The sequence below is a fragment of the Streptococcus sp. 1001283B150225_161107_H12 genome, assembly GCF_015552665.1.
GTDB lineage: Bacteria > Bacillota > Bacilli > Lactobacillales > Streptococcaceae > Streptococcus.
On the sequence record NZ_JADNFC010000008.1, the window covers coordinates 1 to 24,272 of the forward strand.

The 24,272-nt window shown below is 35.3% G+C and carries 21 protein-coding genes, 1 tRNA gene and 1 pseudogene; 21 read left to right on the forward strand and 2 right to left on the reverse strand.

The window, feature by feature from the left end:
* From lacB to I2C87_RS09425, 17 genes and pseudogenes are all read left to right on the forward strand, one after another.
* The coding region (gene lacB, locus I2C87_RS09345; RefSeq protein WP_195324736.1) for a galactose-6-phosphate isomerase subunit LacB at nt 1-396 on the forward strand (396 nt) is incomplete at its 5' end.
* Nucleotides 397-407: 11 nt separating this feature from the next.
* A complete protein-coding gene (locus tag I2C87_RS09350; RefSeq protein WP_125335788.1) occupies nt 408-1,337 on the forward strand; it encodes a tagatose-6-phosphate kinase in 930 nt (309 codons plus the stop codon).
* Between the two features lies 1 nt (nt 1,338).
* The gene (lacD, locus tag I2C87_RS09355; RefSeq protein WP_048691508.1) at nt 1,339-2,319 is read left to right on the forward strand and encodes a tagatose-bisphosphate aldolase; all 981 of its coding nucleotides are present in this window, start codon (nt 1,339-1,341) and stop codon (nt 2,317-2,319) included.
* Between the two features lie 291 nt (nt 2,320-2,610).
* On the forward strand, nt 2,611-3,444 hold the full coding sequence (locus tag I2C87_RS09360) for a PRD domain-containing protein (RefSeq protein ID WP_195324738.1): 834 nt from the start codon (nt 2,611-2,613) through the stop codon (nt 3,442-3,444).
* 42 nt (nt 3,445-3,486) lie between these two features.
* Nucleotides 3,487-3,804, forward strand: a complete 318-nt coding sequence (locus tag I2C87_RS09365) for a PTS lactose/cellobiose transporter subunit IIA (protein ID WP_048714813.1) — start codon at nt 3,487-3,489, stop codon at nt 3,802-3,804.
* Entirely contained in the window at nt 3,804-5,507 is a 1,704-nt protein-coding gene (locus I2C87_RS09370; protein WP_195324741.1) for a lactose-specific PTS transporter subunit EIIC, read from the forward strand. Before I2C87_RS09365 ends, I2C87_RS09370 begins: the two co-directional genes overlap by 1 nt.
* Nucleotides 5,508-5,594: 87 nt before the next feature.
* Nucleotides 5,595-7,001: a 6-phospho-beta-galactosidase gene (gene lacG / locus I2C87_RS09375; protein ID WP_324250065.1), complete on the forward strand. Its 1,407-nt coding sequence runs from the start codon at nt 5,595-5,597 to the stop codon at nt 6,999-7,001.
* A 144-nt stretch (nt 7,002-7,145) separates the two neighbouring features.
* Entirely contained in the window at nt 7,146-8,078 is a 933-nt protein-coding gene (locus tag I2C87_RS09380) for an alpha/beta fold hydrolase (RefSeq protein WP_195324745.1), read from the forward strand.
* Between the two features lie 359 nt (nt 8,079-8,437).
* Nucleotides 8,438-9,430, forward strand: a complete 993-nt coding sequence (locus I2C87_RS09385) for an ABC transporter ATP-binding protein (RefSeq protein WP_048714799.1) — start codon at nt 8,438-8,440, stop codon at nt 9,428-9,430.
* Nucleotide 9,431: 1 nt separating this feature from the next.
* Nucleotides 9,432-10,250, forward strand: coding sequence for an ABC transporter permease (locus I2C87_RS09390; protein ID WP_195324747.1), 819 nt, complete (start codon nt 9,432-9,434; stop codon nt 10,248-10,250).
* 1 nt (nt 10,251) lies between these two features.
* Nucleotides 10,252-11,037: an ABC transporter permease gene (locus tag I2C87_RS09395; protein WP_195324749.1), complete on the forward strand. Its 786-nt coding sequence runs from the start codon at nt 10,252-10,254 to the stop codon at nt 11,035-11,037.
* A 38-nt stretch (nt 11,038-11,075) separates the two neighbouring features.
* A pseudogene (locus I2C87_RS09400) lies at nt 11,076-11,537 on the forward strand (GNAT family N-acetyltransferase).
* A 47-nt stretch (nt 11,538-11,584) separates the two neighbouring features.
* Nucleotides 11,585-11,657, forward strand: a tRNA-Thr gene (locus tag I2C87_RS09405).
* Between the two features lie 329 nt (nt 11,658-11,986).
* A complete protein-coding gene (locus tag I2C87_RS09410; protein ID WP_229046357.1) occupies nt 11,987-12,349 on the forward strand; it encodes a DUF2513 domain-containing protein in 363 nt (120 codons plus the stop codon).
* A gap of 264 nt (nt 12,350-12,613) precedes the next feature.
* The gene (locus I2C87_RS09415; protein ID WP_324250066.1) at nt 12,614-12,964 is read left to right on the forward strand and encodes a DUF3883 domain-containing protein; all 351 of its coding nucleotides are present in this window, start codon (nt 12,614-12,616) and stop codon (nt 12,962-12,964) included.
* A gap of 110 nt (nt 12,965-13,074) precedes the next feature.
* Nucleotides 13,075-14,712, forward strand: coding sequence for a hypothetical protein (locus I2C87_RS09420; RefSeq protein WP_195324751.1), 1,638 nt, complete (start codon nt 13,075-13,077; stop codon nt 14,710-14,712).
* A gap of 120 nt (nt 14,713-14,832) precedes the next feature.
* A complete protein-coding gene (locus I2C87_RS09425) occupies nt 14,833-15,861 on the forward strand; it encodes a hypothetical protein (protein ID WP_195324753.1) in 1,029 nt (342 codons plus the stop codon).
* Nucleotides 15,862-16,103: 242 nt separating this feature from the next.
* Here I2C87_RS09425 and I2C87_RS10170 read toward each other — a convergent pair whose 3' ends face one another.
* Nucleotides 16,104-17,075, reverse strand: coding sequence for a response regulator transcription factor (locus I2C87_RS10170; RefSeq protein ID WP_195324755.1), 972 nt, complete (start codon nt 17,073-17,075; stop codon nt 16,104-16,106).
* A gap of 222 nt (nt 17,076-17,297) precedes the next feature.
* Here I2C87_RS10170 and ptcA point away from each other — a divergent pair, with 222 nt between their 5' ends.
* From ptcA to I2C87_RS09450, 4 genes are all read left to right on the forward strand, one after another.
* On the forward strand, nt 17,298-18,311 hold the full coding sequence (gene ptcA / locus I2C87_RS09435) for a putrescine carbamoyltransferase (RefSeq protein ID WP_195324757.1): 1,014 nt from the start codon (nt 17,298-17,300) through the stop codon (nt 18,309-18,311).
* A 62-nt stretch (nt 18,312-18,373) separates the two neighbouring features.
* Nucleotides 18,374-19,732: an APC family permease gene (locus I2C87_RS09440; protein ID WP_013903609.1), complete on the forward strand. Its 1,359-nt coding sequence runs from the start codon at nt 18,374-18,376 to the stop codon at nt 19,730-19,732.
* 39 nt (nt 19,733-19,771) lie between these two features.
* Nucleotides 19,772-20,884, forward strand: a complete 1,113-nt coding sequence (gene aguA / locus I2C87_RS09445; RefSeq protein WP_070661270.1) for an agmatine deiminase — start codon at nt 19,772-19,774, stop codon at nt 20,882-20,884.
* A 98-nt stretch (nt 20,885-20,982) separates the two neighbouring features.
* Complete coding sequence (locus I2C87_RS09450; protein WP_229046360.1) at nt 20,983-21,780, forward strand: hypothetical protein; 798 nt, start codon at nt 20,983-20,985, stop codon at nt 21,778-21,780.
* A 331-nt stretch (nt 21,781-22,111) separates the two neighbouring features.
* Here I2C87_RS09450 and I2C87_RS09455 read toward each other — a convergent pair whose 3' ends face one another.
* Nucleotides 22,112-23,920: a DUF262 domain-containing protein gene (locus I2C87_RS09455; protein ID WP_195324759.1), complete on the reverse strand. Its 1,809-nt coding sequence runs from the start codon at nt 23,918-23,920 to the stop codon at nt 22,112-22,114.
* Nucleotides 23,921-24,272: the final 352 nt, after the last annotated feature.

Below are 24,272 nucleotides of genomic sequence, written 5' to 3' on the forward strand. Positions count from 1 at the left end.
CACTACCCAATTTTTGGGAAAAAAGTCGGAGAAGCAGTCGCTAGTGGTCAAGCAGATCTTGGAGTATGTATCTGTGGAACTGGTGTTGGGATTAACAACGCGGTTAACAAAGTCCCTGGAATCCGTTCAGCTTTGGTCCGTGATATGACAACTGCACTTTATGCCAAAGAAGAACTCAATGCCAACGTGATTGGTTTTGGTGGGAAGGTCACAGGAGAACTTCTGATGTGTGACATTTTGGAAGCCTTCATCCATGCGGAATACAAACCTAGTGAAGAAAACAAGAAATTGATTGCCAAGATTCAACATTTGGAAACCCACAACGACCGTCAAGAAGATGAGGATTTCTTCACAGAATTCCTTGAAAAATGGGACCGTGGGGAATACCACGACTAAGAGGTGAGTCTATGATTTTAACGGTAACCATGAACCCTTCAATCGACATCTCCTATCCATTAGAAACTTTACACTTGGATACGGTCAATCGAGTTGACAAGGTAAGCAAAACCGCAGGAGGGAAGGGTCTCAATGTCACACGGGTCCTTGCAGAGATTGGAGATCCTGTCTCGGCAACTGGTCTGATTGGTGGTTCAACAGGCCAATTTATCTTGGACCATCTAGATCAGGAAATCGGCAAAGAATTCTTTGAAATTCAAGGGGAGACCCGGAATTGTATTGCGATCCTTCACGAAGGACAACAAACTGAAATCCTGGAAAAAGGTCCGTCTGTTTCTGAAGAAGAAGGGCAAGCATTTCTGGCTCACTTTGAAGCCTTGCTTCCAGATGTAGCAGTCGTTGCTATCTCAGGAAGTTTACCAGCTGGTTTACCAGCTGATTATTATGTGAAATTAGTAGAGCGTGCTAAGAAGGCAGGAAAACCAGTTGTTCTTGATTGTTCAGGTGTTTCCTTGGAAAAAGCTCTAGCAGCTCCTATTAAACCAACGGTTATCAAGCCCAATAATGAAGAGTTGTCTCAACTCTTGGGCTACGAGGTGACCAAGGATCTGGATCAATTAAAAGAGGTCCTTCAATCTAACTTGTTTAAAGGGATTGACTGGGTCATCGTCTCCCTAGGAGCTGACGGTGCCTTTGCCAAACATGGTGATGTCTTCTATAAAGTAGATATTCCAAAAATTGAAGTGGTTAATCCAGTGGGATCTGGTGATTCGACAGTTGCTGGGATTGCCTCAGCTCTCTATCATCAGGAAGACGACCAAGCACTTTTAACCAAAGCCAATGTCCTTGGCATGTTGAATGCTCAAGAAGCAACAACAGGCCATATCAATATTCATCGCTATGATGATTTGTATCAACAGATAAATGTAAAAGAGGTATAAGATGGTATTAACAGAACAAAAACGCAACTATTTAGAAAAATTGAGCACCAAAGAGGGTGTAATCTCAGCCTTGGCCTTTGACCAACGTGGCGCTTTGAAACGCCTCATGGCTCAATATCAAGACACAGAACCAACAGTGGCTCAAATGGAAGAATTGAAGGTCTTGGTGGCTGAAGAATTGACGCCATTCGCATCTTCTATGCTCTTGGACCCTGAGTATGGACTTCCAGCGACTAAGGTTTTGGATGCGGAAGCAGGGCTCTTGTTGGCTTATGAAAAAACAGGCTACGACACTTCAAGCACCAAGCGTCTGCCAGACTGCCTCAACCTTTGGTCAGCTAAACGCATCAAAGAACAAGGTGCAGATGCAGTGAAATTCTTGCTCTACTATGATGTGGATAGTGCTGATGAACTCAACCAAGAAAAACAAGCTTACATCGAACGCATCGGTTCAGAATGTGCGGCAGAAGAAATTCCATTCTTCCTTGAAATCTTGGCTTACGATGAAACAATCGCTGATGCAGGTTCTGTAGAATACGCTAAAGTAAAACCTCGCAAAGTCATCGAAGCGATGAAAGTCTTCTCAGACCCCCGCTTTAACATCGATGTTTTGAAGGTAGAAGTTCCTGTCAACGTCAAATACGTAGAAGGCTTTGGTGATGGTGAAATCGTTCATAGTCGTGAAGAAGCTGCAGCCTTCTTTAAAGAACAAGAAGCAGCAACCAACCTTCCATACATCTACTTGAGTGCAGGTGTTTCTGCAAAACTCTTCCAAGAAACTTTAGTCTTTGCCCATGAAGCAGGTGCAAACTTTAATGGAGTTCTCTGCGGCCGTGCAACTTGGGCTGGATCTGTAGAAGCCTACATCAAGAATGGGGAAGAAGCAGCTCGTGAATGGTTGCGTACCGAAGGTCGTCGCAACATTGAAGAGCTCAACCAAGTCTTGGACCAAGTCGCAACTTCTTGGAAAGAGCGTATTTAACAGTGTAGACCACTCCTTTAACGATGGGCGTTCGAATTTCCTTGAAGAGCCCAGAGAATACAACGATAAACAGCTATTTGTTAGAAAAAAACAAAAAAGTTAAAAAGTTGTTAAGAAAGGGTTTACAAAAACAAAAGCGTGTGCTATACTTAATCCATAAGTGAATACAAGGTGAGTGTTAGTAAGTTAGATTACGCATGATCACAGATGAATCAGGGAGAAGCCTCTCTGATCTCATTTGTGGTCATTTTTTATACCCTTAACCTTAAATAAACTAGCAAGGAGAGTACCATGTATCGGATTTTAAATCCACTCAATCACAATGTTGCTCTGGTGAGGAATGACAAAGGGGAAGAACTGATTGTCATTGGAAAAGGAATCGTTTTTGGCAAAAAGAAGGGCGACCTAGTCCCTAAAGAAAAGGTAGAAAAGCTCTTTCGGATGAAAACAGAGGAATCCCGAGAGAACTTTATGACTCTGTTAAAAGATGTTCCATTAGACTTCATCACAGTGACCTACGAGATGATCGATTACTTGAGCAAAAAGTATCACTACCCCGTTCAAGAATATATCTATGTGACCTTGACCGACCACATGTTTTGCTCTTACCAGGCAGTGACTCAAGGCAGGTATAAGGAAAGTAATCTTTTGGATATCTCAGAAAACTACCCAGTGGCTTTTGAGATTGCTAAAGAGGCAGTCGATATCTATCGGGAGAAGCTCACAACTAGCTTCCCTGAAGATGAGGTCACTCGTATCGCCTATCATTTCATCAACGCAGAAGGTGAAAATGAAGTAGAAGTCGTAGATTCCATGGACCAACGCAAAGAAATCTTAAAAGGCGTGGAAGAGGTTCTGAATAGTTATTCAATCAAACGGACTGAAGCCAACAACAATTTTTATGATCGCTTCATGATTCATCTCAACTACTTCTTGGATTACCTAGATCGCAATCGCGATGATAATCAATCGCTTTTAGATATGGAGGAACATATCAAAAGTTCTTATCCATTAGCTTTTGAGATTGGTTCCAAGATTTATGATGTAATTTCTAGGGAGACCGGGGTTGACTTGTACAAGAGTGAACGGGTCTATCTGGTCTTACACATTCAACGCTTATTGTAACAACTTTTAAATATTAAGAAATTCAAATTGGAGGAATTGGTCATGACCAAAGAAGAAATGACATTACTAGGTTTCGAAATCGTTGCGTATGCAGGGGATGCTCGCTCTAAACTCTTGGAAGCCCTTAAGGCGGCTGAAAAGGGTGAATTCGCTCAGGCTGAAAGCTTGGTAGAAGAAGCAGGAAGCTGTATCGCAGAGGCTCACAAATCTCAAACAACTATGCTAGCGCAAGAAGCAGCAGGAGAAGACCTCCCCTACAGCATTACCATGATGCATGGGCAGGACCACTTAATGACAACAATCCTATTAAAAGATGTGATTCATCATCTCATTGAACTATACAAAAGAGGAGTAAAATAATGCATAAATTAATTGAATTGATTGAGAAAGGAAAACCTTTCTTCGAGAAGATTTCTCGTAATAAATATTTGCGTGCCATCCGTGATGGGTTTATCGCAGGGATGCCAGTCATCTTATTCTCATCTATCTTTATCTTGATTGCCTATGTTCCAAATGCGTGGGGCTTCCATTGGTCAAAAGAAATTGAGAATTTCTTGATGACACCTTATAGCTATTCGATGGGAATTCTGGCTTTCTTCGTAGGTGGAACCACAGCCAAAGCTTTGACAGATTCTGTCAACCGTGATTTACCTGCAACAAACCAGATCAACTTCTTGTCAACCATGTTGGCATCTATGGTTGGTTTCCTTCTAATGGCAGCTGAACCTGCTAAGGAAGGTGGTTTTCTGACTGCTTTCATGGGAACAAAAGGTCTTTTGACAGCCTTTATCGCAGCCTTTGTCACTGTTAATGTTTATAAGGTCTGCGTGAAAAATAATGTGACTATTCGCATGCCAGACGAAGTTCCACCAAATATCTCTCAAGTATTTAAAGACTTGATCCCATTCACTGTATCTGTTGTTCTCCTTTATGGACTTGAATTGATTGTGAAGGGAAGTCTGGGTGTAACAGTAGCTGAATCTATTGGTACTCTCCTTGCGCCTCTCTTCTCAGCAGCAGATGGCTATCTTGGAATCACGCTTATTTTTGGTGCGTATGCTTTCTTCTGGTTTGTGGGAATCCACGGCCCTTCTATCGTAGAGCCTGCGATTGCAGCGATCACTTACGCAAATATCGATGCCAACTTGGCTCTGTCTCAAGCTGGTCAACATGCAGATAAGGTTATTACTTCTGGTACTCAAATGTTTATCGTTACCATGGGTGGTACTGGTGCAACCTTGATTGTTCCCTTCCTATTCATGTGGTTGTGTAAATCAGAACGGAACCGTGCAATCGGACGTGCTTCTGTTGTTCCTACATTCTTCGGTGTAAACGAACCAATCTTGTTTGGTGCACCTATCGTATTGAATCCGATCTTCTTTATTCCATTCATTTTTGCACCAATTGCCAACGTTTGGATCTTCAAATTCTTTGTTGATACCTTGGGAATGAACTCCTTCACGGCTAACCTTCCATGGGTTACTCCTGGACCTTTGGGGATTGTCCTTGGTACAAACTTCCAAGTTCTCTCCTTCATCCTTGCAGCTCTTCTAGTAGTAGTAGACGTGGTTATTTACTACCCATTTGTGAAGGTTTACGATGAGCAAATTCTTGAAGAAGAGCGCTCTGGTAAAGCCAATGATGATTTGAAAGAAAAAGTCGCTGCAAACTTTAACACTGCTAAAGCAGACGCTATTCTTGAAAAAGCAGGTGTTGAAGATGCACCAGCTGAAAATACCATTACAGAAGAAACTAATGTCTTGGTTCTCTGTGCCGGTGGCGGTACTAGTGGACTCCTTGCCAACGCCTTGAACAAGGCTGCGGCAGAATACAAAGTTCCAGTTAAAGCGGCAGCCGGTGGCTACGGTGCTCACCGTGAAATGTTGCCAGAATTTGACCTTGTTATCTTGGCGCCTCAGGTTGCTTCCAACTTCGAAGATATGAAGGCTGAAACAGATAAACTAGGCATCAAATTGGCGAAGACAGAAGGTGCTCAGTACATTAAATTGACACGCGATGGACAAGGTGCTCTAGCCTTTGTTCAAGCTCAATTTGAAGAATAAGAACGAATAAGTGAGATGGAGATGGATGGCTCACTAACTCCTCTCCCCTCACTTTTCATTATATCCAATCAAGAAATAGGTGAAAAAATGACAAAAACACTTCCTAAAGATTTTATTTTTGGTGGGGCAACGGCTGCCTATCAAGCAGAAGGAGCTACCCATACTGACGGAAAAGGACCAGTTGCTTGGGACAAATACTTAGCTGATAACTATTGGTATACAGCAGAACCAGCAAGCGATTTCTACCATAAATATCCAGTAGACTTACAGTTGGCTGAAGAATATGGCGTAAACGGAATTCGTATTTCTATTGCTTGGTCACGTATTTTCCCAACTGGCTATGGTGAAGTAAATCAGAAAGGGGTTGAATTCTACCACAAACTATTTGCGGAATGCCACAAACGTCATGTAGAACCATTCGTAACGCTTCACCACTTTGATACTCCTGAAGCTCTTCACTCAAACGGAGACTTCTTGAATCGTGAAAATATCGAACACTTTGTAGACTATGCTACCTTCTGTTTTGAAGAATTCCCAGAAGTCAACTACTGGACAACCTTCAATGAAATTGGCCCTATCGGAGATGGTCAGTACTTAGTCGGAAAATTCCCACCAGGAATTCAGTATGACCTTGCCAAAGTCTTCCAATCACATCACAATATGATGGTTTCTCATGCACGTGCTGTGAAATTGTACAAAGATAAAGGTTATGCAGGTGAAATCGGAGTGGTACATGCCCTTCCTACTAAGTATCCTCTAAATCCTGAAAATCCAGCAGATGTTCGTGCGGCTGAGTTGGAAGATATTATTCATAACAAGTTTATTTTAGACGCAACCTACCTTGGACACTATTCTGAAAAAACTATGGAAGGGGTCCATCACATCTTATCCGTCAATGGTGGTAGCTTAGATCTTCGTGACGAAGATTTTGTAGCGCTTGAAGCAGCAAAAGACTTGAACGACTTCCTTGGAATCAACTACTACATGAGTGACTGGATGGAAGCATTTGATGGTGAAACTGAAATCATCCACAACGGTAAAGGGGAAAAAGGAAGCTCTAAGTACCAAATTAAAGGTGTTGGTCGTCGTGTAGCTCCTGACTATGTACCTCGCACTGACTGGGACTGGATCATCTACCCTCAAGGTTTGTATGATCAAATCATGCGTGTCAAGAAAGATTATCCAAACTACAAGAAGATCTACATCACTGAAAACGGACTGGGCTACAAGGATGAATTTGTGGACAATACGGTTTACGATGATGGCCGTATCGATTATGTGAAACAACATTTGGAAGTATTGTCTGATGCGATTGCGGATGGAGCAAATGTCAAAGGATACTTCATCTGGTCTCTTATGGACGTCTTCTCTTGGTCTAATGGTTACGAAAAACGCTATGGTCTCTTCTATGTAGACTTTGAAACGCAAGAACGTTATCCTAAGAAATCTGCACATTGGTACAAGGAAGTAGCAGAAAGTCAAGTGATTGAATAAAGAAATGAATCATATAAGAAGGCTTATCCGTAAGGATAAGCCTTTTTTGTTGGTATTGGAGGTGATTATTTATCTCTTTTATAATTGCAACAAAGATTTCTAAGTCGTATTGCTAAAATACTCTAAAACTTGTACAATAACGCTATGAAAAAATTTAAACAGTGGAGTTGGATCCTTTGTGGCTTTCTTATCCTCTTTTTAGGTGCTACATTTATGTATCACCAAGTTAGTTTGCGACAAGAAAGGAAGCTACTCACACCCATAGGTAAGCAGGTTACGGTCAATGGCCATCAAATGAATGTCTCGATTACTGGAGAAGGGCCTGAAACAATCGTGTTACTTTCAGGTGCTGGCATCGCTTCCCCTATCCTAGACTTTAAGAATCTATCAGATCTTCTATCCAAAAAATACAAAGTAGTCGTCGTAGAGCGAGCGGGATATGGTTTTAGTGAAGATAGTGATCAATCAAGAGATGTAATGGAGGTCCTTGATGAGACCCGTCAAGCCTTATCGCAAGCTCATGTTTCAGGTCCTTATGTGATTATTTCGCATTCTATGGCTAGTTTAGAGAGTCTTGCTTGGCAAGAGAAATATCCGAATGAAGTGAAGGCTTTGATTGGCCTGGATTGGGCTTTGCCAGCGAGTTATGAAAATTTAAAGGATAATCAGGCCTTGCTTACTGTGGCTTATTGGAGCAGTAAGATTGGCTTATTACGCTATTTCCCTGAGTCCTTTTATATAAAAAATCCAACTCTGACTGAAACTGAACGACAACAATATAAATTACTAGCATATAAGCAGTTGATGTCACAAGCCATGCTTCATGAATCCCGTTTGGCAAAGGAAAATGCCAAGAAAGTTCCATCTAGCATTAATCCGAAAATTCCAGCCTTACTCCTGGTTTCTAACGGTGAAGGCACGACCTTTAGCCAATCAGAGTGGCAACGTTATGCAGAGAGATTTGCAAGCGACCAGTCTAACGTTCAAGTCGACTATATGGATGCGCCTCACGACCTCTATCATTATCAAAGCGATGCTATTGTTTCTCGTATTAAAAAATTTTTAGAGAATAATTGAGGGCTTAAAAATCCATTGAGACTGATGATAATAATTAAATGCTGAAGGATTAACAGTAGAATCGTTAATTTTCTCGATTAAAAAAATTCTTTTTCTTAACAATAAGCCTGCCCCTAAGGGCAGGTTTTTTGGTGTCTTAAGGAAACTATTTAACAGAATTTTTGATTAAAAGTTTCATTTTAAGAGAGAAATTTCTAATTTCATAATCAATAAGCAAACGCTTGCATTCCTTTTTTTATTAGATTATAATAGGTTGGTATAAAGCCTTCTGTAATAATATTGAGAAAGTGTAGAAAGTAAGGATTTAGAATATTTGTAGTCAAAAATACAATGTTGCTTCTTACGATAGGGAGATAGATATGGCAATGATAGAAGTGCAACATCTTCAGAAAAATTTTGTGAAGACAGTTAAGGAGCCGGGGTTAAAGGGAGCCTTGCGCTCCTTTATTCATCCTGAAAAGCAGACATTTGAAGCGGTCAAGGATTTAACTTTTGAAGTTCCAAAAGGGCAGATTTTAGGATTTATCGGGGCAAATGGTGCTGGGAAGTCAACCACCATCAAAATGCTGACAGGAATTTTGAAGCCCACATCTGGCTTTTGTCGGATTAACGGCAAGATTCCCCAGGATAATCGCCAAGATTATGTCAAGGACATTGGAGTCGTTTTCGGACAACGCACCCAGCTATGGTGGGATTTGGCTCTGCAAGAGACCTACACGGTCTTGAAAGAGATCTATGATGTACCGGACTCGCTTTTCCATAAGCGCATGGACTTTTTGAATGAAGTTTTGGATTTGAAGGAATTTATCAAGGATCCTGTGCGGACTCTTTCACTAGGTCAACGGATGCGGGCGGATATTGCGGCTTCCTTGCTTCACAATCCCAAAGTTCTCTTTTTAGATGAGCCGACTATTGGTTTGGATGTGTCGGTCAAGGACAACATTCGTCGGGCCATTACTCAGATTAATCAGGAGGAAGAGACAACTATTCTCTTGACTACTCATGATTTGAGTGATATTGAGCAACTCTGTGATCGGATTTTTATGATTGATAAGGGGCAAGAGATTTTTGATGGAACGGTTAGCCAGCTCAAGGAGACCTTTGGAAAGATGAAGACTCTCTCCTTTGACCTGACGCCAGGTCAAAATCATCTAGTCTCTCATTATGAGGGCTTGCCTGATATGTCCATTGATAGACAAGGAAATACTCTCAATATTGAATTCGATAGTTCCCACTACCAGTCGGCTAATATTATCAAGCAAACCTTATCTGATTTTGAAGTTCGTGATTTGAAGATGGTAGATACAGATATTGAAGATATTATCCGTCGCTTCTATCGAAAGGAGCTCTAAGATGGTCAAATTGTGGAGACGTTATAAACCCTTTATCAATGCAGGGATTCAGGAGTTGATTAGCTATCGAGTTAACTTTATTCTCTATCGGATTGGTGATGTCATGGGGGCTTTTGTCGCTTTCTATCTCTGGAAGGCTGTCTTTGACTCCTCCCAGGAGCCTTTGATTCAGGGCTTCAGTATGGCGGATATCACCCTCTACATCATCATGAGTTTTGTGACCAATCTTTTGACCAGGTCTGATAGCTCCTTTACGATTGGTGATGAGGTAAAAGATGGCTCTATTATCATGCGCTTGCTGAGACCAGTCCATTTTTCGACCTCTTATCTTTTCACCGAGCTTGGTTCCAAGTGGTTGATTTTTATCTCTGTTGGACTGCCATTTTTAAGTGTCATTGTTTTGATGAAAATCTTATCTGGTCAAGGGATTGTAGAAGTGCTGGGATTAACTGTCCTTTATCTCTTTAGCTTGACTCTGGCTTATCTGATTAACTTTTTCTTTAATATCTGTTTTGGTTTTTCAGCCTTTGTGTTTAAAAATTTATGGGGTTCCAATCTACTCAAGACTTCCATAGTGGCCTTTATGTCTGGCAGTTTGATTCCCTTGACGTTTTTTCCAAAGGTGGTTTCAGATATTCTCTCCTTCTTGCCATTTTCATCCTTGATTTACACTCCGGTTATGATCATTGTTGGGAAATACGATGCCAGTCAGATTCTTCAAGCACTTTTGCTTCAGCTTTTCTGGCTTATAGTGATGGTGGGCTTGTCTCAGTTGATTTGGAAACGAGTCCAGTCATTTATCACCATTCAGGGAGGTTAGTATGAAAAAATATCAACGCATGCATCTGATTTTTATTAGACAATACATCAAGCAAATCATGGAATACAAAGTTGATTTTGTGGTTGGTGTGTTGGGAGTCTTTCTGACTCAAGGCCTAAACCTCTTGTTTCTCAATGTACTCTTTCAACACATCCCCTCGCTAGAAGGTTGGACCTTTCAAGAGATTGCCTTTATCTATGGATTTTCCTTAATTCCAAAGGGATTAGATCACCTCTTTTTTGACAATCTCTGGGCACTAGGTCAACGCTTAGTTCGAAAAGGGGAGTTTGACAAGTATCTGACTCGTCCTATCAATCCTCTCTTTCACATCCTCGTTGAGACCTTTCAGATTGATGCCTTGGGTGAACTTTTGGTCGGTGGAATTTTACTAGCGACAACGGCGACTAGCATTGCTTGGACTCTTCCAAAATTCCTGATTTTTCTAGTTTGTATTCCTTTTGCGACCTTGATTTATACTTCCTTGAAAATTGCTACAGCCAGCATCGCTTTTTGGACCAAGCAGTCAGGTGCCATGATTTACATTTTCTATATGTTTAATGATTTTGCCAAGTACCCGATTTCCATTTACAATTCGCTCCTTCGTTGGTTAATTAGCTTTATTGTACCTTTCGCCTTTACGGCCTACTATCCTGCCAGCTATTTCTTGCAGGGCAAGGATGGACTCTTTAATATTGGTGGTTTGCTTCTGATTTCTATTATCTTCTTTTGCATCTCTCTGAAACTCTGGGATAGGGGATTAGATGCATACGAAAGTGCAGGTTCGTAAGAGCTAAAGTAAGACTAAAATCAAGAAAGGAACTTATGATGCTTGTTATTAAAGAAGTTAAGGATGAAGAGCAAAAAATGGCAGTTGTCGCTGAGGTTTTAAAGGATTTGCCAGAATGGTTTGGAATACCAGAAAGCACGCAAGCCTACATTGAAGGAGCTAAGGATTTACGAGTTTGGGCTGCTTATCAAGAAAGTGATGTAGTAGGGTTTATAAGTTTATCATATTCGAGTGAAGATTGTGCAGAGATTGATTGTCTCGGTGTAAAAAAAGCTCATCAAGGCAGGGGGATTGGAAGTCAGTTGCTTGCTACTTTGGAAAGTGAAGCCTGCAAAAAAGTCGACTATTTACAGGTAAAAACAGTGGCATAAGGTTCTAACAAGGATTATGACCGAACCAATATCTTTTATCGCAGTCTTGGTTTTAAAAAACTAGAAATTTTTCCTCAACTATGGGATCTTAAAAATCCTTGTCAGATTTTGATTAAAAAGATGGGTTAAGAATCCCTTGACATCCATTCTTAGAGTGCTATACTATAGGGGTAATCGCCGAATTAGCTCAGTTGGTAGAGCAACGCACTCGTAACGCGTAGGTCACAGGTTCGATCCCTGCATTCGGCATCAAATGATATAAGACAAAGCCCCTTGTGACGGGCTTTTTTGGTGTTGAATTACTTTTTGTACCAAAATTTGTACCAAATTATTATAATAGTTTTCGGATGTTTTTAAATTCATCGTTAATCTTCTCTTGTAATGTATAATCGTAGTCTTAGCTAATATGGGAATGGCTTTATCAATATTCTAGAGCTATTTTAGAAATGCTCAAAACTAACTTTCCAGAAAATTTATATTTTTTCGGAAAGTTGAATTTTTCTGTAAATTGATCTTTATTTCTTACTATTATATAATAAAGAAAACCGTAGAAATAAATGTATTGTTGAGGTCGAGTAATGAAAAGAAATATGGATCTGTGCCGACTTAAGATTGAAGCTGAGTATAAATCGACTGCATTGTACAATTTAAATATTGATGGTTATGATATTGAGACAGTAGCTTATCATTGTAAATTATTGTTTAATGCGGGCCTTTTAGAGAGTTATAAACCAACATATGGAGATAATAGAATATATGCTTTCAGTGTAGGTTCATTAACATGGGAAGGACACGATTTTCTTGATAAAATACGAGAAAATACTATATGGAATAGGACTAAAAAGAAGATTAAAGAAAATGCTCTGCCATTCACAATAGAAGTAATCAAAAGTGTAGCAACAGCTATAATTAATAAAAGATTAGAAGGCCTATTACAATAGTGATTTTCAATAAGTAAGTTTTGAAGTTCCCCTTATTCAAAAATTTTGAAATAAAAAAGCAGTATTAGTCTGCTAAAGATTGATATCAAGCTAATCTAAAAGTACCTGAAATCTAACCGTGTCAAGCCAGGATTCAATATAACTTTTGAAGATGAAGGTAAGAATCGATCACAAAAAAGAAGAAAATATTCCGGAATTGCCAAGAAACTTGATTTTGACAAAATTCAGAAATCAAAGAATAAAATTGGTGCTTTAGGGGAAGAAATAGTTTTTAATTTTTTGATGGAACTAGCTCAACAAGAAGAGCTAGATACTCCAATACATGCTTCAAAAGATGAAGGTGACGGTCTCGGTTATGATATTCGGTATTGGGACAAGGATGGAAAGGAGATCCATGTCGAAGTAAAAACAACAACGAGTAGCTATGTAGATGGTTTTGAAATGACTAGAAATGAAATTGAAGCATCAATGAATACAAATTATGACTATCAAATTTATAGAGTCTATGATCTTCAGGTTAAAACAAAAGACTGTAAAATTAAAATATATAAGGGTCCTGTAGATGATGAGAAGTTTATCCTTGAAACAACGAAGGTAGTAGTTTTCAAAAAGTAATAATTATAAAATAAAAACACCTAAAAGGTAGTAGTAATATACAAAAAATTTATTTTTAACCAAATAGTGTTAGGGATTTTATTATAAAGGAAAGATGAAAGGAAGATGTGATGAAAAGACTTTTTAATAGTGTTTTAATAAGTAAACCAATGAAATCGAATCTTATTATAACTATAATACTAGATGTATTTGCCTTGTTGAGTTTTGTGATAATTGGTTTAAAAGCTCAGAAAGGTGAGGGAGATGCAGGATTAATTTTACATCTATTAATATATATAGCATCATTTATTATATTAATTTTATTAAATGCAAAAGAAGATTGGAAAACCAGATTACCCATTAGAGAACAAATTAATGGTCGCTCTAATTTGAATATAGCAAAAATGATATTTAATTTTATCATATGTTATGTGAATTATATTTATACATTAGTTTTTTTTGCTAACTTAGATTTTTTAAATGACTTTATAAAAATTGGAGTTATAATTGTAATTGTTATTCTTTTATTGTCTCGTATAATTTATATAGCAGTAAAGCAGTCACCATTCATAGTTTTCCTTGGAGCGTTAATAGTATTCCTTGTATTTTCGCTGATTGGATTAGAGGATGCTGTGCTAAGTTGGACTTTCGTGACGATTATATTGAGTACACTTTTCATTCAATTTACAAATATAGATGTGAAATATTTACTATCGAAAGATTACAGGGATAAAATAATTAATGATGAAGAAGCAGAAGAAGATATAAAAGAAAAATTATTTAGAAAAAAATATGCAGTACTACTTTATATTCCATTTCTCTATATAACACTACTAATTTCTGAAGGAATAGTGAAAAGCATAAATTTTTTGCATTTTGTTAATCTTATTGCTCAAGTTCATTATGAACATCCACCAACTGATTTCTTTTCATATTTTAAAATTTATGAGGTATTTTTAAAAATCATAGTCTTTCTTTCAATTTGGCTGCTATATTATCAGTTTAAATATATAGTATTGGATTTGTTAGCTAAAGCATTAATAAAAAAAACTGAGGGATCAGATCATTTATTAATGGACAATGGTAGATATTATAGAGCCCAAGTTAGTGAATTCAAGTTTAAAGGATTTAAAAGAAAATGGAGAATAGATAAAAATAATTACCTGTCTATAGATGAAAATTATATTATTGAGTATCAGATAAATAAGGAAACAAATTGTGATTCCCCTTTAATAAACATTAAGTGTTGGTCATCTGTTTCAAAAAATGCAAACATAAAATTTATCACTAATGATATACTTCAAATAAATTATAATTATTTTGTGAAAGATAAATCAGATGTTTTAAATAGACTTGACGGTGCAGATAAATATTATGGAAAGTTACTTTTGAGAAAGACTGATTTTTCAGGGGTTTACTTGTTTTTTATTATTTTGATATTTTTTATTTTTGGATATTTTGGAACTGAGTATAGCATGAAAAATAAATATAGAGGTGTATATGATTTATCTGAAAGTAAAAAATTAACTAAGGATGAAAGAACGGAATTTATTGTTTTTTCAGGTAAAGAAATAAAAGTAATAAAAAGACGTAGTATACATTATAATGCTGATACGGTAAACAAATATACTTATTGTAGTGATAGTCTTCTGATTAAAGACAGTAACGGTAATATAGTGGGTGGTGTTGATCCAGCTACAGAATTAATTCTTATGTACTACGACAAATCAGGTCAACCTACAGAATATAAAATTAAAAAAGTAAAGTGAATATTTATAAATGAGTCATGTTGATGGTGTCAAGATACATTTAGTAAACTAATTCAAACAGTTATGATTAGTGTTTACACAAAATTATTGACAGTATCTTTAAAAAATATAGGTGGTATTTTGAAAATTAAATTTAAAAAAATAAAAGCGTTTCTAATTAAACTATTTTATAATATTTTCCGAATTTTAAAATGGTTTAAAAACAATTTTATCCAAGCATCGTTGGTTATATTGTTGTCATTATCTATTTTCTTACCGTTTATAATATATTACATTTCTGTCAATTATAAACAATTCAAATTCATGGGAACCAATATCGACGTCTTGGGATACTACGGTAGTGTACTTGGGGGCATCGTTACAATTATAGGTATTATTCTAACTTTTAATTACGAAAGAAAAAAATCAAGTGAAGAATTAAGAAAAAACAATTTACCACTTCTAAGGTTTTCCTATAGGCCTAAAAAATTCAAAAGTGATCCAAATAAAAAATATGATGTTGCAGTAATATCTGGCCTAATTAAAGAGATCGATGATTATAATAATAGTAAAAAAAATCTAGAACAAATTGCTTTTTTGCAACAGAGATTTTTCTATCAAATAGAACATTATAATAAACAGCTAGAATACTATTACTCTAGATTAAAAGTTGTTGAGAATATCTACAAAGAAAACTCAGAAGAGTACTTGAAAGAAATTAGTTACTGTCAAAAAGCGCAGGAAATTATTATTAATGAGGACCATAGAATTAAAGAAGATATTCTCAATTCAGCTAATTCTATTAGTCAAGTTCCTAAAAAAATTAATATAATTAACGAAGGTTTTTTAGATATTGAGAATATTGGTTTACAAACAGCAATTATAACATCTATCACCTTGAAAAAATATGATGGGACGCTTTCATTAGATACCGAAATATTTAAATTAGGAAGATTTGCAGTACCAAAAAATTCAAAAATTCAATTAACTCTATTGATAGATATCTATAACTATCATGAACTTGATTGTTTACTAATAGAATTTATAGATCTTTACTATAATAAGTATGAGTATGTAATAACTTTCGAACTTCAGGAAATTGAAGGAGAAAATTCATTAATAATAAATCCCAATAACATTCCTGTATTACCTACACAACTTTCAAAATAGGCTTAAAAAAAGCTCGTAGAGCGTCACTGTTTAATAAACGTTAAAACTTTTTGAATTTATTGAAAGCATCCTGCATACAAAATAGGGCTGCTTTTTTGTATCATCTAATAGATCTTTCACGAAAAGATGCATTTTTCTGAAAAAATATTAGCAAAAGTATACTTTACAATAAGAATAAGTAAAAAGACATCTGATAACGAGTACATCAGATGTCTTTATTTTTTAGGGGATCAATTACTTTATTATAGTTCAGGATGTTGGTTTTCAAAGGAATTGTATACTTCAAAAAGTTGATTTCGTTTAGTAATTTCAAGTTTCATAAAAATATTATGTACATGAGTTTTTACAGTTCCAACTGAAAGAAATAATTGGTCAGCAATCTCCTGATTGCTTTTATGTTCTAGTAATAGTGAAAAAATTTCCTGCTCACGCTCTGTTAAATGTAGCTTTTCGTAGAATAAATCTAAAGTACTATTATTATTGATATTTTTAGACATATCAAGTGAATTTAATTGTTCTTCTACATTTGAAATAATTTTCCAATCAGAAAGTATATATTTCATAATCAAAAAACAAACAGTAATAGTGAACATATCTTCGCATATGTTTCTATTTTGAATCCTTAGATTTAATAAGTCATATGAATCTATATTAAAAATGACAAATAGATCTTCTACGATAATTAGAAATCCAAATATCACTCCGATATGAGAAATTGTTTTTAAGTAATGTTTATTTCTATTACTAACGTTTAAAGATATTAGATTTCGTTTTGCGTATATGCCAGTATAAATCAAAAGGAGCTGGTTGGGAAGATAGTACATAAACACTCTCAAAGGAGAGTTATTAAGAATTGGGAATACCATCCATATGAAAGTAATACAAATAAAGCTGTAATGGATTATAGAAGGTGTTTCTTTTCTCAGTTTAGCAACTATCCAAAACTGGCACATGTTATTAACAAGGTATATGACAGTTTTAACAAAAGGGACGCCTAGAAAGTGCTGGTTGTATGAGTTTCCGAAATCTTTGAATATTTCTGTCATTGATAGGATCAGATTATCAAATATAAAAAAAACCAGATATAAGCTAACTGCAAAAAATAAGTATTTCTTTTCCTCTTCGGAATTTAAAGCATATGTCAATACAAAACCAAAAGTCAAAGTATACAGCATTATTAGAAATACATTGTATATATAAACTATTTCAATCATACTTAGCCTCCATCTGGTACGTGAAACTAATCAAAACTCTAAACTTTATTGAAAAGCAATAAAATAAAAGTTTATATTTAAAATAGCATTTATTTTTTTAAAAGAGAAACACTGGGTTTAGTACTTAAACTTTAAAAAAATAGGGTTTACACCTTTTAGTTTATCGTAAACTGTGTTTTTTTGCAATATCATTAAAACATAACAACACAGGAGGTCTCAATTATGAGCAATAAAATTGATTATATTACAACAGAAGAGTTCTCTAAAGAGCAACTTTTAGAAATGGCTGAGTTATCTCTTAAGATTAAAGCTTGTATTAAAAATGGCTATTACCCACCTTTGTTGAAAAATAAAACTCTAGGTATGATTTTTCAACAATCATCTACAAGAACACGGATTTCTTTTGAAACCGCTATGACTCAACTTGGAGGGCACGCACAGTATTTGGCACCCGGTCAAATTCAACTAGGAGGACATGAAACACTAGAAGATACAGCAACCGTAGTTTCTCGCTTAACAGATATTATAATGGCACGTGTTGAGCGTCATAAGAGTGTAGTTGATTTAGCAAAATTTTCTCAAGTACCAGTAATTAATGGTATGAGTGATTATAATCATCCTACACAAGAATTGGGAGATCTGATTACGATTATTGAAAACTTGCCGAAAGGAAAAAAATTAGAAGATTGTAAAGTAGTATTTGTAGGAGATGCAACTCAAGTATGCTTCTCTTTAGGATTAATTACATTGAAAATGGGTATGGAATTTGTTCACTTCGGTCCGAAGGGATTCCAATTAAATGATATGCATAAGTCAAAATATGATGAAATTTGTAAACTATCAGGTGGTAAATATTTGGTAACTGATGATATAGATTCAATTATTGGTGCAGATTTCTTATACACTGATGTATGGTATGGCCTATATGAAGCAGAATTATCAGAAGAAGAACGTATGAAGGTTTTCTATCCTAAATATCATGTTGATTCAGAGATGATGGCAAAAGCAGGAGAAAATTGTAAATTCATGCACTGTTTACCTGCTACACGTGGCGAAGAAGTGTCTGATGAAGTAATGGATGGACCAAATTCAGTTTGCTTTGATGAGGCAGAAAATCGTCTAACTTCAATGCGAGGTATCTTAGTTTATCTACTTCGTGATTTTGAAAAACGTCATCCATATGATCTTGAAAAACAATCTGTAGCTAAAGCAGAACTGGAATCATTTTTAAATTAAAAGGGTCAATTTACTTTAAATTGACGATGTTACAACTCTCCTCTTAAAGGAAGGAGAAAAAAATGGAAGAAAAGAAAAAATTTAGTTTGTTTACTACAGTATTAACTGTAATATGTGTAGTATTTGTTGCAGAAGCTGCAGCTCCAGTTGCAGCGATTGGGAATTCTCAATTCTTTTGGTGGTTATTTTTATTAATTGCTTTTTTATTACCATACGGATTGATTTCAGCTGAATTAGGTACTACTTATATAGGTGATGGTGGAATCTATGATTGGGTGACGAAGGCGTTTGGACACCGATGGGGCTCAAGGACCTCCTGGTATTATTGGATTAATTTTCCATTGTGGTTAGCATCACTAGCTGTTATGACTCCTGGGTTGTTGACAACGATTACAGGTGTTGAGTTTTCGATGTTCTGGACATTATTAATTGAACTTGTATTTATTTGGTTGATTATATGGATAAGCTTTTATCCCGCAAGTGATAGCGTATGGATCCTCAATGGTGCGGCAATTATAAAGATGATATTAGCACTATTAGTAGGAGTCTTGGGATTATACATTGCCTTTACAAAAGGAATGGCTAATAAAATTACGTTGGATTCACTTTTACCATCATTTGATTTAAATAGTCTATCATTTATTTCTGTTATTATTTTTAATCTACTTGGTTTTGAAGTTATTTGTACGTGTGCGGATGATATGGAGAATCCTAAAAAACAAATACCTCAATCTATAATTGTTGCAGGTCTAGTTATTGCGGCTATTTATATATTTTCTGCATTTGGTATTGGGGTAGCGATTCCAGTTGATAAAATTTCTACCAGTAGTGGTATGATGGACAGCTTTAAACTTTTGACCGGATCAGAAAATGGATGGTTTATAATTTTAATGGCATTTCTGTTCTTACTAACTCTTTTTGGAAATATGATTTCATGGTCATTAGGAGTGAATAACACGGCATGTTATGCTGCTGAAAATGGAGATATGCCAAAGTTTTTTGCAAAACGTAGTAAAAAGAATAACATGCCAATTGGATCAGCTTTAGCAAATGGTTTTGTTGCAACATTTGTAGTAGTCATTGCACCAATATTGCCAAATCAGGATCTGTTTTGGGCGTTCTTCTCATTGAACCTTGTTATGTTCCTACTTTCTTACATACCAGTTTTTCCAGCATTTTATAAGTTAAGAAAAATTGATCCAGAAACCCCTCGACCTTTTAAAGTAGGAGGAAGTGATCTTATTTTAAAAATTATGGTTGTGATTCCAATTATTATGATTTTGATCTCGCTTTTATTTACAGCATTCCCATTATCTTTTGACGAAGTAACATTAGCTGATAAATTACCTGTAACTATCGGTTCATTAATTTGTCTTATCTTAGGTGAAGTAATTATTCGTGTGAAAAAAATCAAAAAATGATAGTAACTAAATACCAATACAATAATAGGAGGACTTGAGATGTCTAAACGTATTGTGGGGACAACCCCTAAAGTAGATGGATTTCGAATGCCAGGAGAATTCGAAGAACAAGAACAAATTTGGATGTTATGGCCATGGCGAAATGATAATTGGCGTCTAGGAGCTAAACCGGCTCAAAAAGCATTTTTAGATGTTGCTAAAGCTATTAGTGAATTTGAGCCAGTTTCACTTTGTGTACCACCTCTTCAATTTGAAAATGCTATAGCTCGTGTATCTGCTCTTAATTGTGAAAATATAAGAGTAATCGAGATGACAAATGATGATTCGTGGATTCGCGACTGTGGTCCTACATTTCTTATAAATGATAAAGGTGAACGTCGTGCAGTAGATTGGGAATTCAATGCATGGGGTGGTTTAGTAGATGGACTCTATTTCCCTTGGGATCAAGATGCACTTGTTGCAAGAAAAGTTTGTGAATTAACAAATACTGATTCTTATAAAACAGATGATTTTGTTTTAGAAGGTGGATCAATTCACGTTGATGGTGAAGGTACAGTGATGGTTACTGAAATGTGTCTTCTTCATCCAAGTCGAAATCCACATTTGTCAAAAGAAGAAATTGAACAAAAATTAAAGGATTATTTGAATTGTGAAAAAGTAATTTGGGTGAAAGATGGTATTGACCCATATGAAACGAATGGTCATATTGATGATGTAGCATGTTTTGTAAAACCTGGAGAAGTTGCATGTATTTATACTGAAGATGAAAACCATCCTTTCTATAAGGAAGCAAAAGCTGCGTTTGAATTCCTAAGTGAACAAACAGATGCAAAAGGCAGAAAATTAAAAGTACATAAAATGTGCGTTACTAAGAAGCCGTGCTATCTAAAAGATGCAGATACGATTGATTTTTCAGAAGGGGCTATCCCAAGAGAGGAAGGAGAAGTTGCAATCGCATCATATTTGAATTTCTTAATAGTGAATGGAGGAATTATTCTCCCTCAATATGGTGATGAGAACGATGCATTAGCGGTTGAACAAGTGCAAGCAATGTTCCCTGATCGTAAAGTTGTTGGAGTTGAAACTACAGAGATTGCATATGGTGGTGGTAATATTCACTGTATCACCCAACAACAACCAGCAACTAAATAGGTTTTGCAGAGTCTGGTAAAACAGACTCTGTTTTCTTAATGTGGCAGATCAAGTAGGTGTAGGCATACGATTGTATATTGTTCTACAAAGAGGAATAAATGATGAAAAATTTTGAGGTGGAATATAGCTGGTTAAAAAATTCTATTATAAAAGGAATAAATCAGCTACCTGAACATTCTGAGCATTATTTTTATAATAAATATGTAGATATAAAACAATTTGAATATATTCAAATGGATATGATGCATTTAAATAGCAATTGGATATACAAAATACCAGTTTTTAATACAAAAACTAGCAATAATGAACAGGAATTAGTAACGTTATTTAATAATTTTAAGGCTGAAGATACATTAATTAACAAAAAAAGTATCTTAAAATTGAGAAGTTTTAATTTTCCTTTTTACATCTGGCTAAATGGATCCTTTGTTGGTTTTTCAAAGGGATTTGAAAGGTATTTAGAGTTTGAAATTACAAATTTACTACGTCCGGATAGTAATGAACTTATAATTAAGGTATATCCAAATAATGAAGAAACAACTAGTGATGATGTGATGTTAGACTCACTCTTGGATAAAATTTCGGAGAGTATTATATATAACATTCCTAATCTCCATGTATATGATTTTAATGTTACATTAGAAAATAAACAAAAATTTAATAAATCGACAATCACAATTGATTGTTTATTAAATGGAAATTCTAAAAGTGCTATAATTGGTATTTATGTATACGATAAAGAAAGAAAGATAATCTTAAAGGATAACGTTGATTATACTAATAAACTAGACAAAAAATATAATTTGGATACAAATTACTTAGCGATTTCTTTTATAAAATTATTAGTAATTGATGATGGTACTGTAGTAGAAACGGCTATAAAGAAAGTTAATTAAAAATTAGTATCACACGATTTTGATTTATCATAAGCTAACATTTTTTTCACCAATATTAAAAATCTCGTGAAGCATCACGATTTATAAAACGTTGAAACCCATTAACATTTATTGAAAGTTAATCTTATTTATATAAGGGGCTGGTTTTTAAATCTGTAAAAACAAACATATTCATCTTTCAGGAAAAATAAGTCTTTTTCGGAAACTTATTAACTGTTGGGGACGATACAAATAGATAATCGTATCCATAATTGCCACTAAATACATGAAAAAGCACTTTAGTTGATAGTAACAGAATATGTGTTATCAGCTAAAGTGCTTTGTTAGATTGCTACATGCTTAAAAATTTTTCCCTTGCTTCATTTGAATCTTCCATTTTGAAAATCCTTATAAAATCAAGATAGTCTGAAAATCGTTCTTCTGGGATACATATTAATAATTCTTCAACATTAGCTTCAAATTGATTCAGGCCCCATTCGTTTAGTATTCTAACGAATTCATCAGAAATACGAATATCACGTTCTCTAATTTCATCAAGTCCCCAATTGTTATTACTTTGACTTAACTCAAGTAAGACGCCAACTTTGGACTTCTTGTAGCTTTCTTTTTTCTTAGCAAAGTATCCGTTACTTGCGCTAATATTCAGCTTCTTTTCAATGGGAATCTTATTACCAATATGTTCAACTAATTCTTTGACTTCAGAATCTGAATTTGTTGGGAAATAACTTGATTGCCATTTTTGGGGAAGGATATGCTCAATTTCCCATTTTTCTGGTAATAATTCCGATTGATGTTGATAAGCTATGATATTTAATATCATCTTCACTGTATTACGATTCGCATTTTTGATTTTATCTGACAATTCTTTCTCATCGATTTTGCTGAAATTGAATCTGGGTTGTGATGAGTTAACTATTTCTGCATTTAAATTCAAGATTCCAGTTTTGACGGCATTAATTGTTGGTGTTATGATATATCTTGCAGAAAGAACTGCTAATAATCTCTTCACAAAAATAAGAAAATCATCTTCAAATGTGTCTTTATGATGATAGTGTAAATAGTAAATAACAACAGGATATTTCCAGAACTCATTAGGATAAGAGGTCAGAGCATCCAATATTTGTTTTATTTCCATATTTTCGGACCATTTTTCATTTTCTAGTGAGACTTTATTATTTATCACTATCCACAAATTTAAAATGGCATTTAAGTTTTGCATTAAATCTTGTGAGTACAGTTTTTCGAAATTATTTTTTGCATAATATTTTCTAATACCAGGAGTAGTTGTCTTGCGATCGTTTTCATTTGCTCTCAAGTAAAACATATAGTAGTAAAACAACTTTTGAATACTTTCCCCAGCATTTGTAGCTTCTTCATCTAGTTCTTGCCAGAGTTCTATAAATTCCTTTTTTTCATCTGAATTCAAGTGATTATAAATTTTTGCTTTAAAAATATCGGCATCCGATAATGCTAGTCCTCTATCGTTTAGAGTTGAAAAAATAGTTAGTGCTGTTTCTTGACTATCGGCTGTAATAGGGAGAAGAATAGCTTGATTTAAGATATTACTGATGAAGTTATAAAAGGACAATGGATTATCTGCAGCATATTCATTAACTAGTTGCTGGAGCAATCTATAATTTTTAGCATAGTTGCTATGTGATTTTTCATCTGCTTTTCCAGAGACTAGTATATTAGCAAATTCTTGATTCCCTTCCTCTCCCATTACCCGGGAACTAATAAGGATTTCATCAAAATTAACAACTCCTGTAGTTGGATTTTGTTTCCAAATTGTTGGCTCGATTTGACTTTTCAAGAAATTAGTCTCAGGACCACCACTTTCTAATTTAGTGTAAATAGCTCTCAATAGCAATAAGAGGCTTGTTATACGCTGTTGCCCATCGATTATTTCCTGTTCTTTATTATCATTTTCATATGAAACTATTGTGCCAAGAAAGTAAGTATTATTTTCATCTTCTGTTGTATTGAGTGTGTATTCAGTTAGATCATCGAATAAAACTTGGATTTGTTCGTCTGACCAAGCATATGGTCGTTGATATTCAGGAATAATAAATCTTTTATTCTTTCCAGTCTCTAATAGTTGTTTGACGCTTCTTTTGTCAACATTTATTGATGTAGTCATAGAAGAAATTCCTTTGATTTGTTTATAATATAGCTAATTATATCAATTTTTTAGTTTTCTTTCTAAGAAATATCTATTTTTCTAAAATTAAAATACGGGTGATAATTCTGCCTGACGTATTATAAAGATCAATTTTGTATTTGAAGGAATCAATAACAGTTGACAACTCTAAGAAAAACGCTTACAATGTTACTATGTTGCGACTTCTATTTTTGGCAACCTAGAGTTGCCCAGAAGGAGGAGATACCATGAAAATGGATAACAAAACAACCCTTGCTCTTATTGAGCTAGCAACAGTTGCCATCTTAGCTGTAAAAGATATTGTACTCAAGAAAATTGAGTGCAATAATCA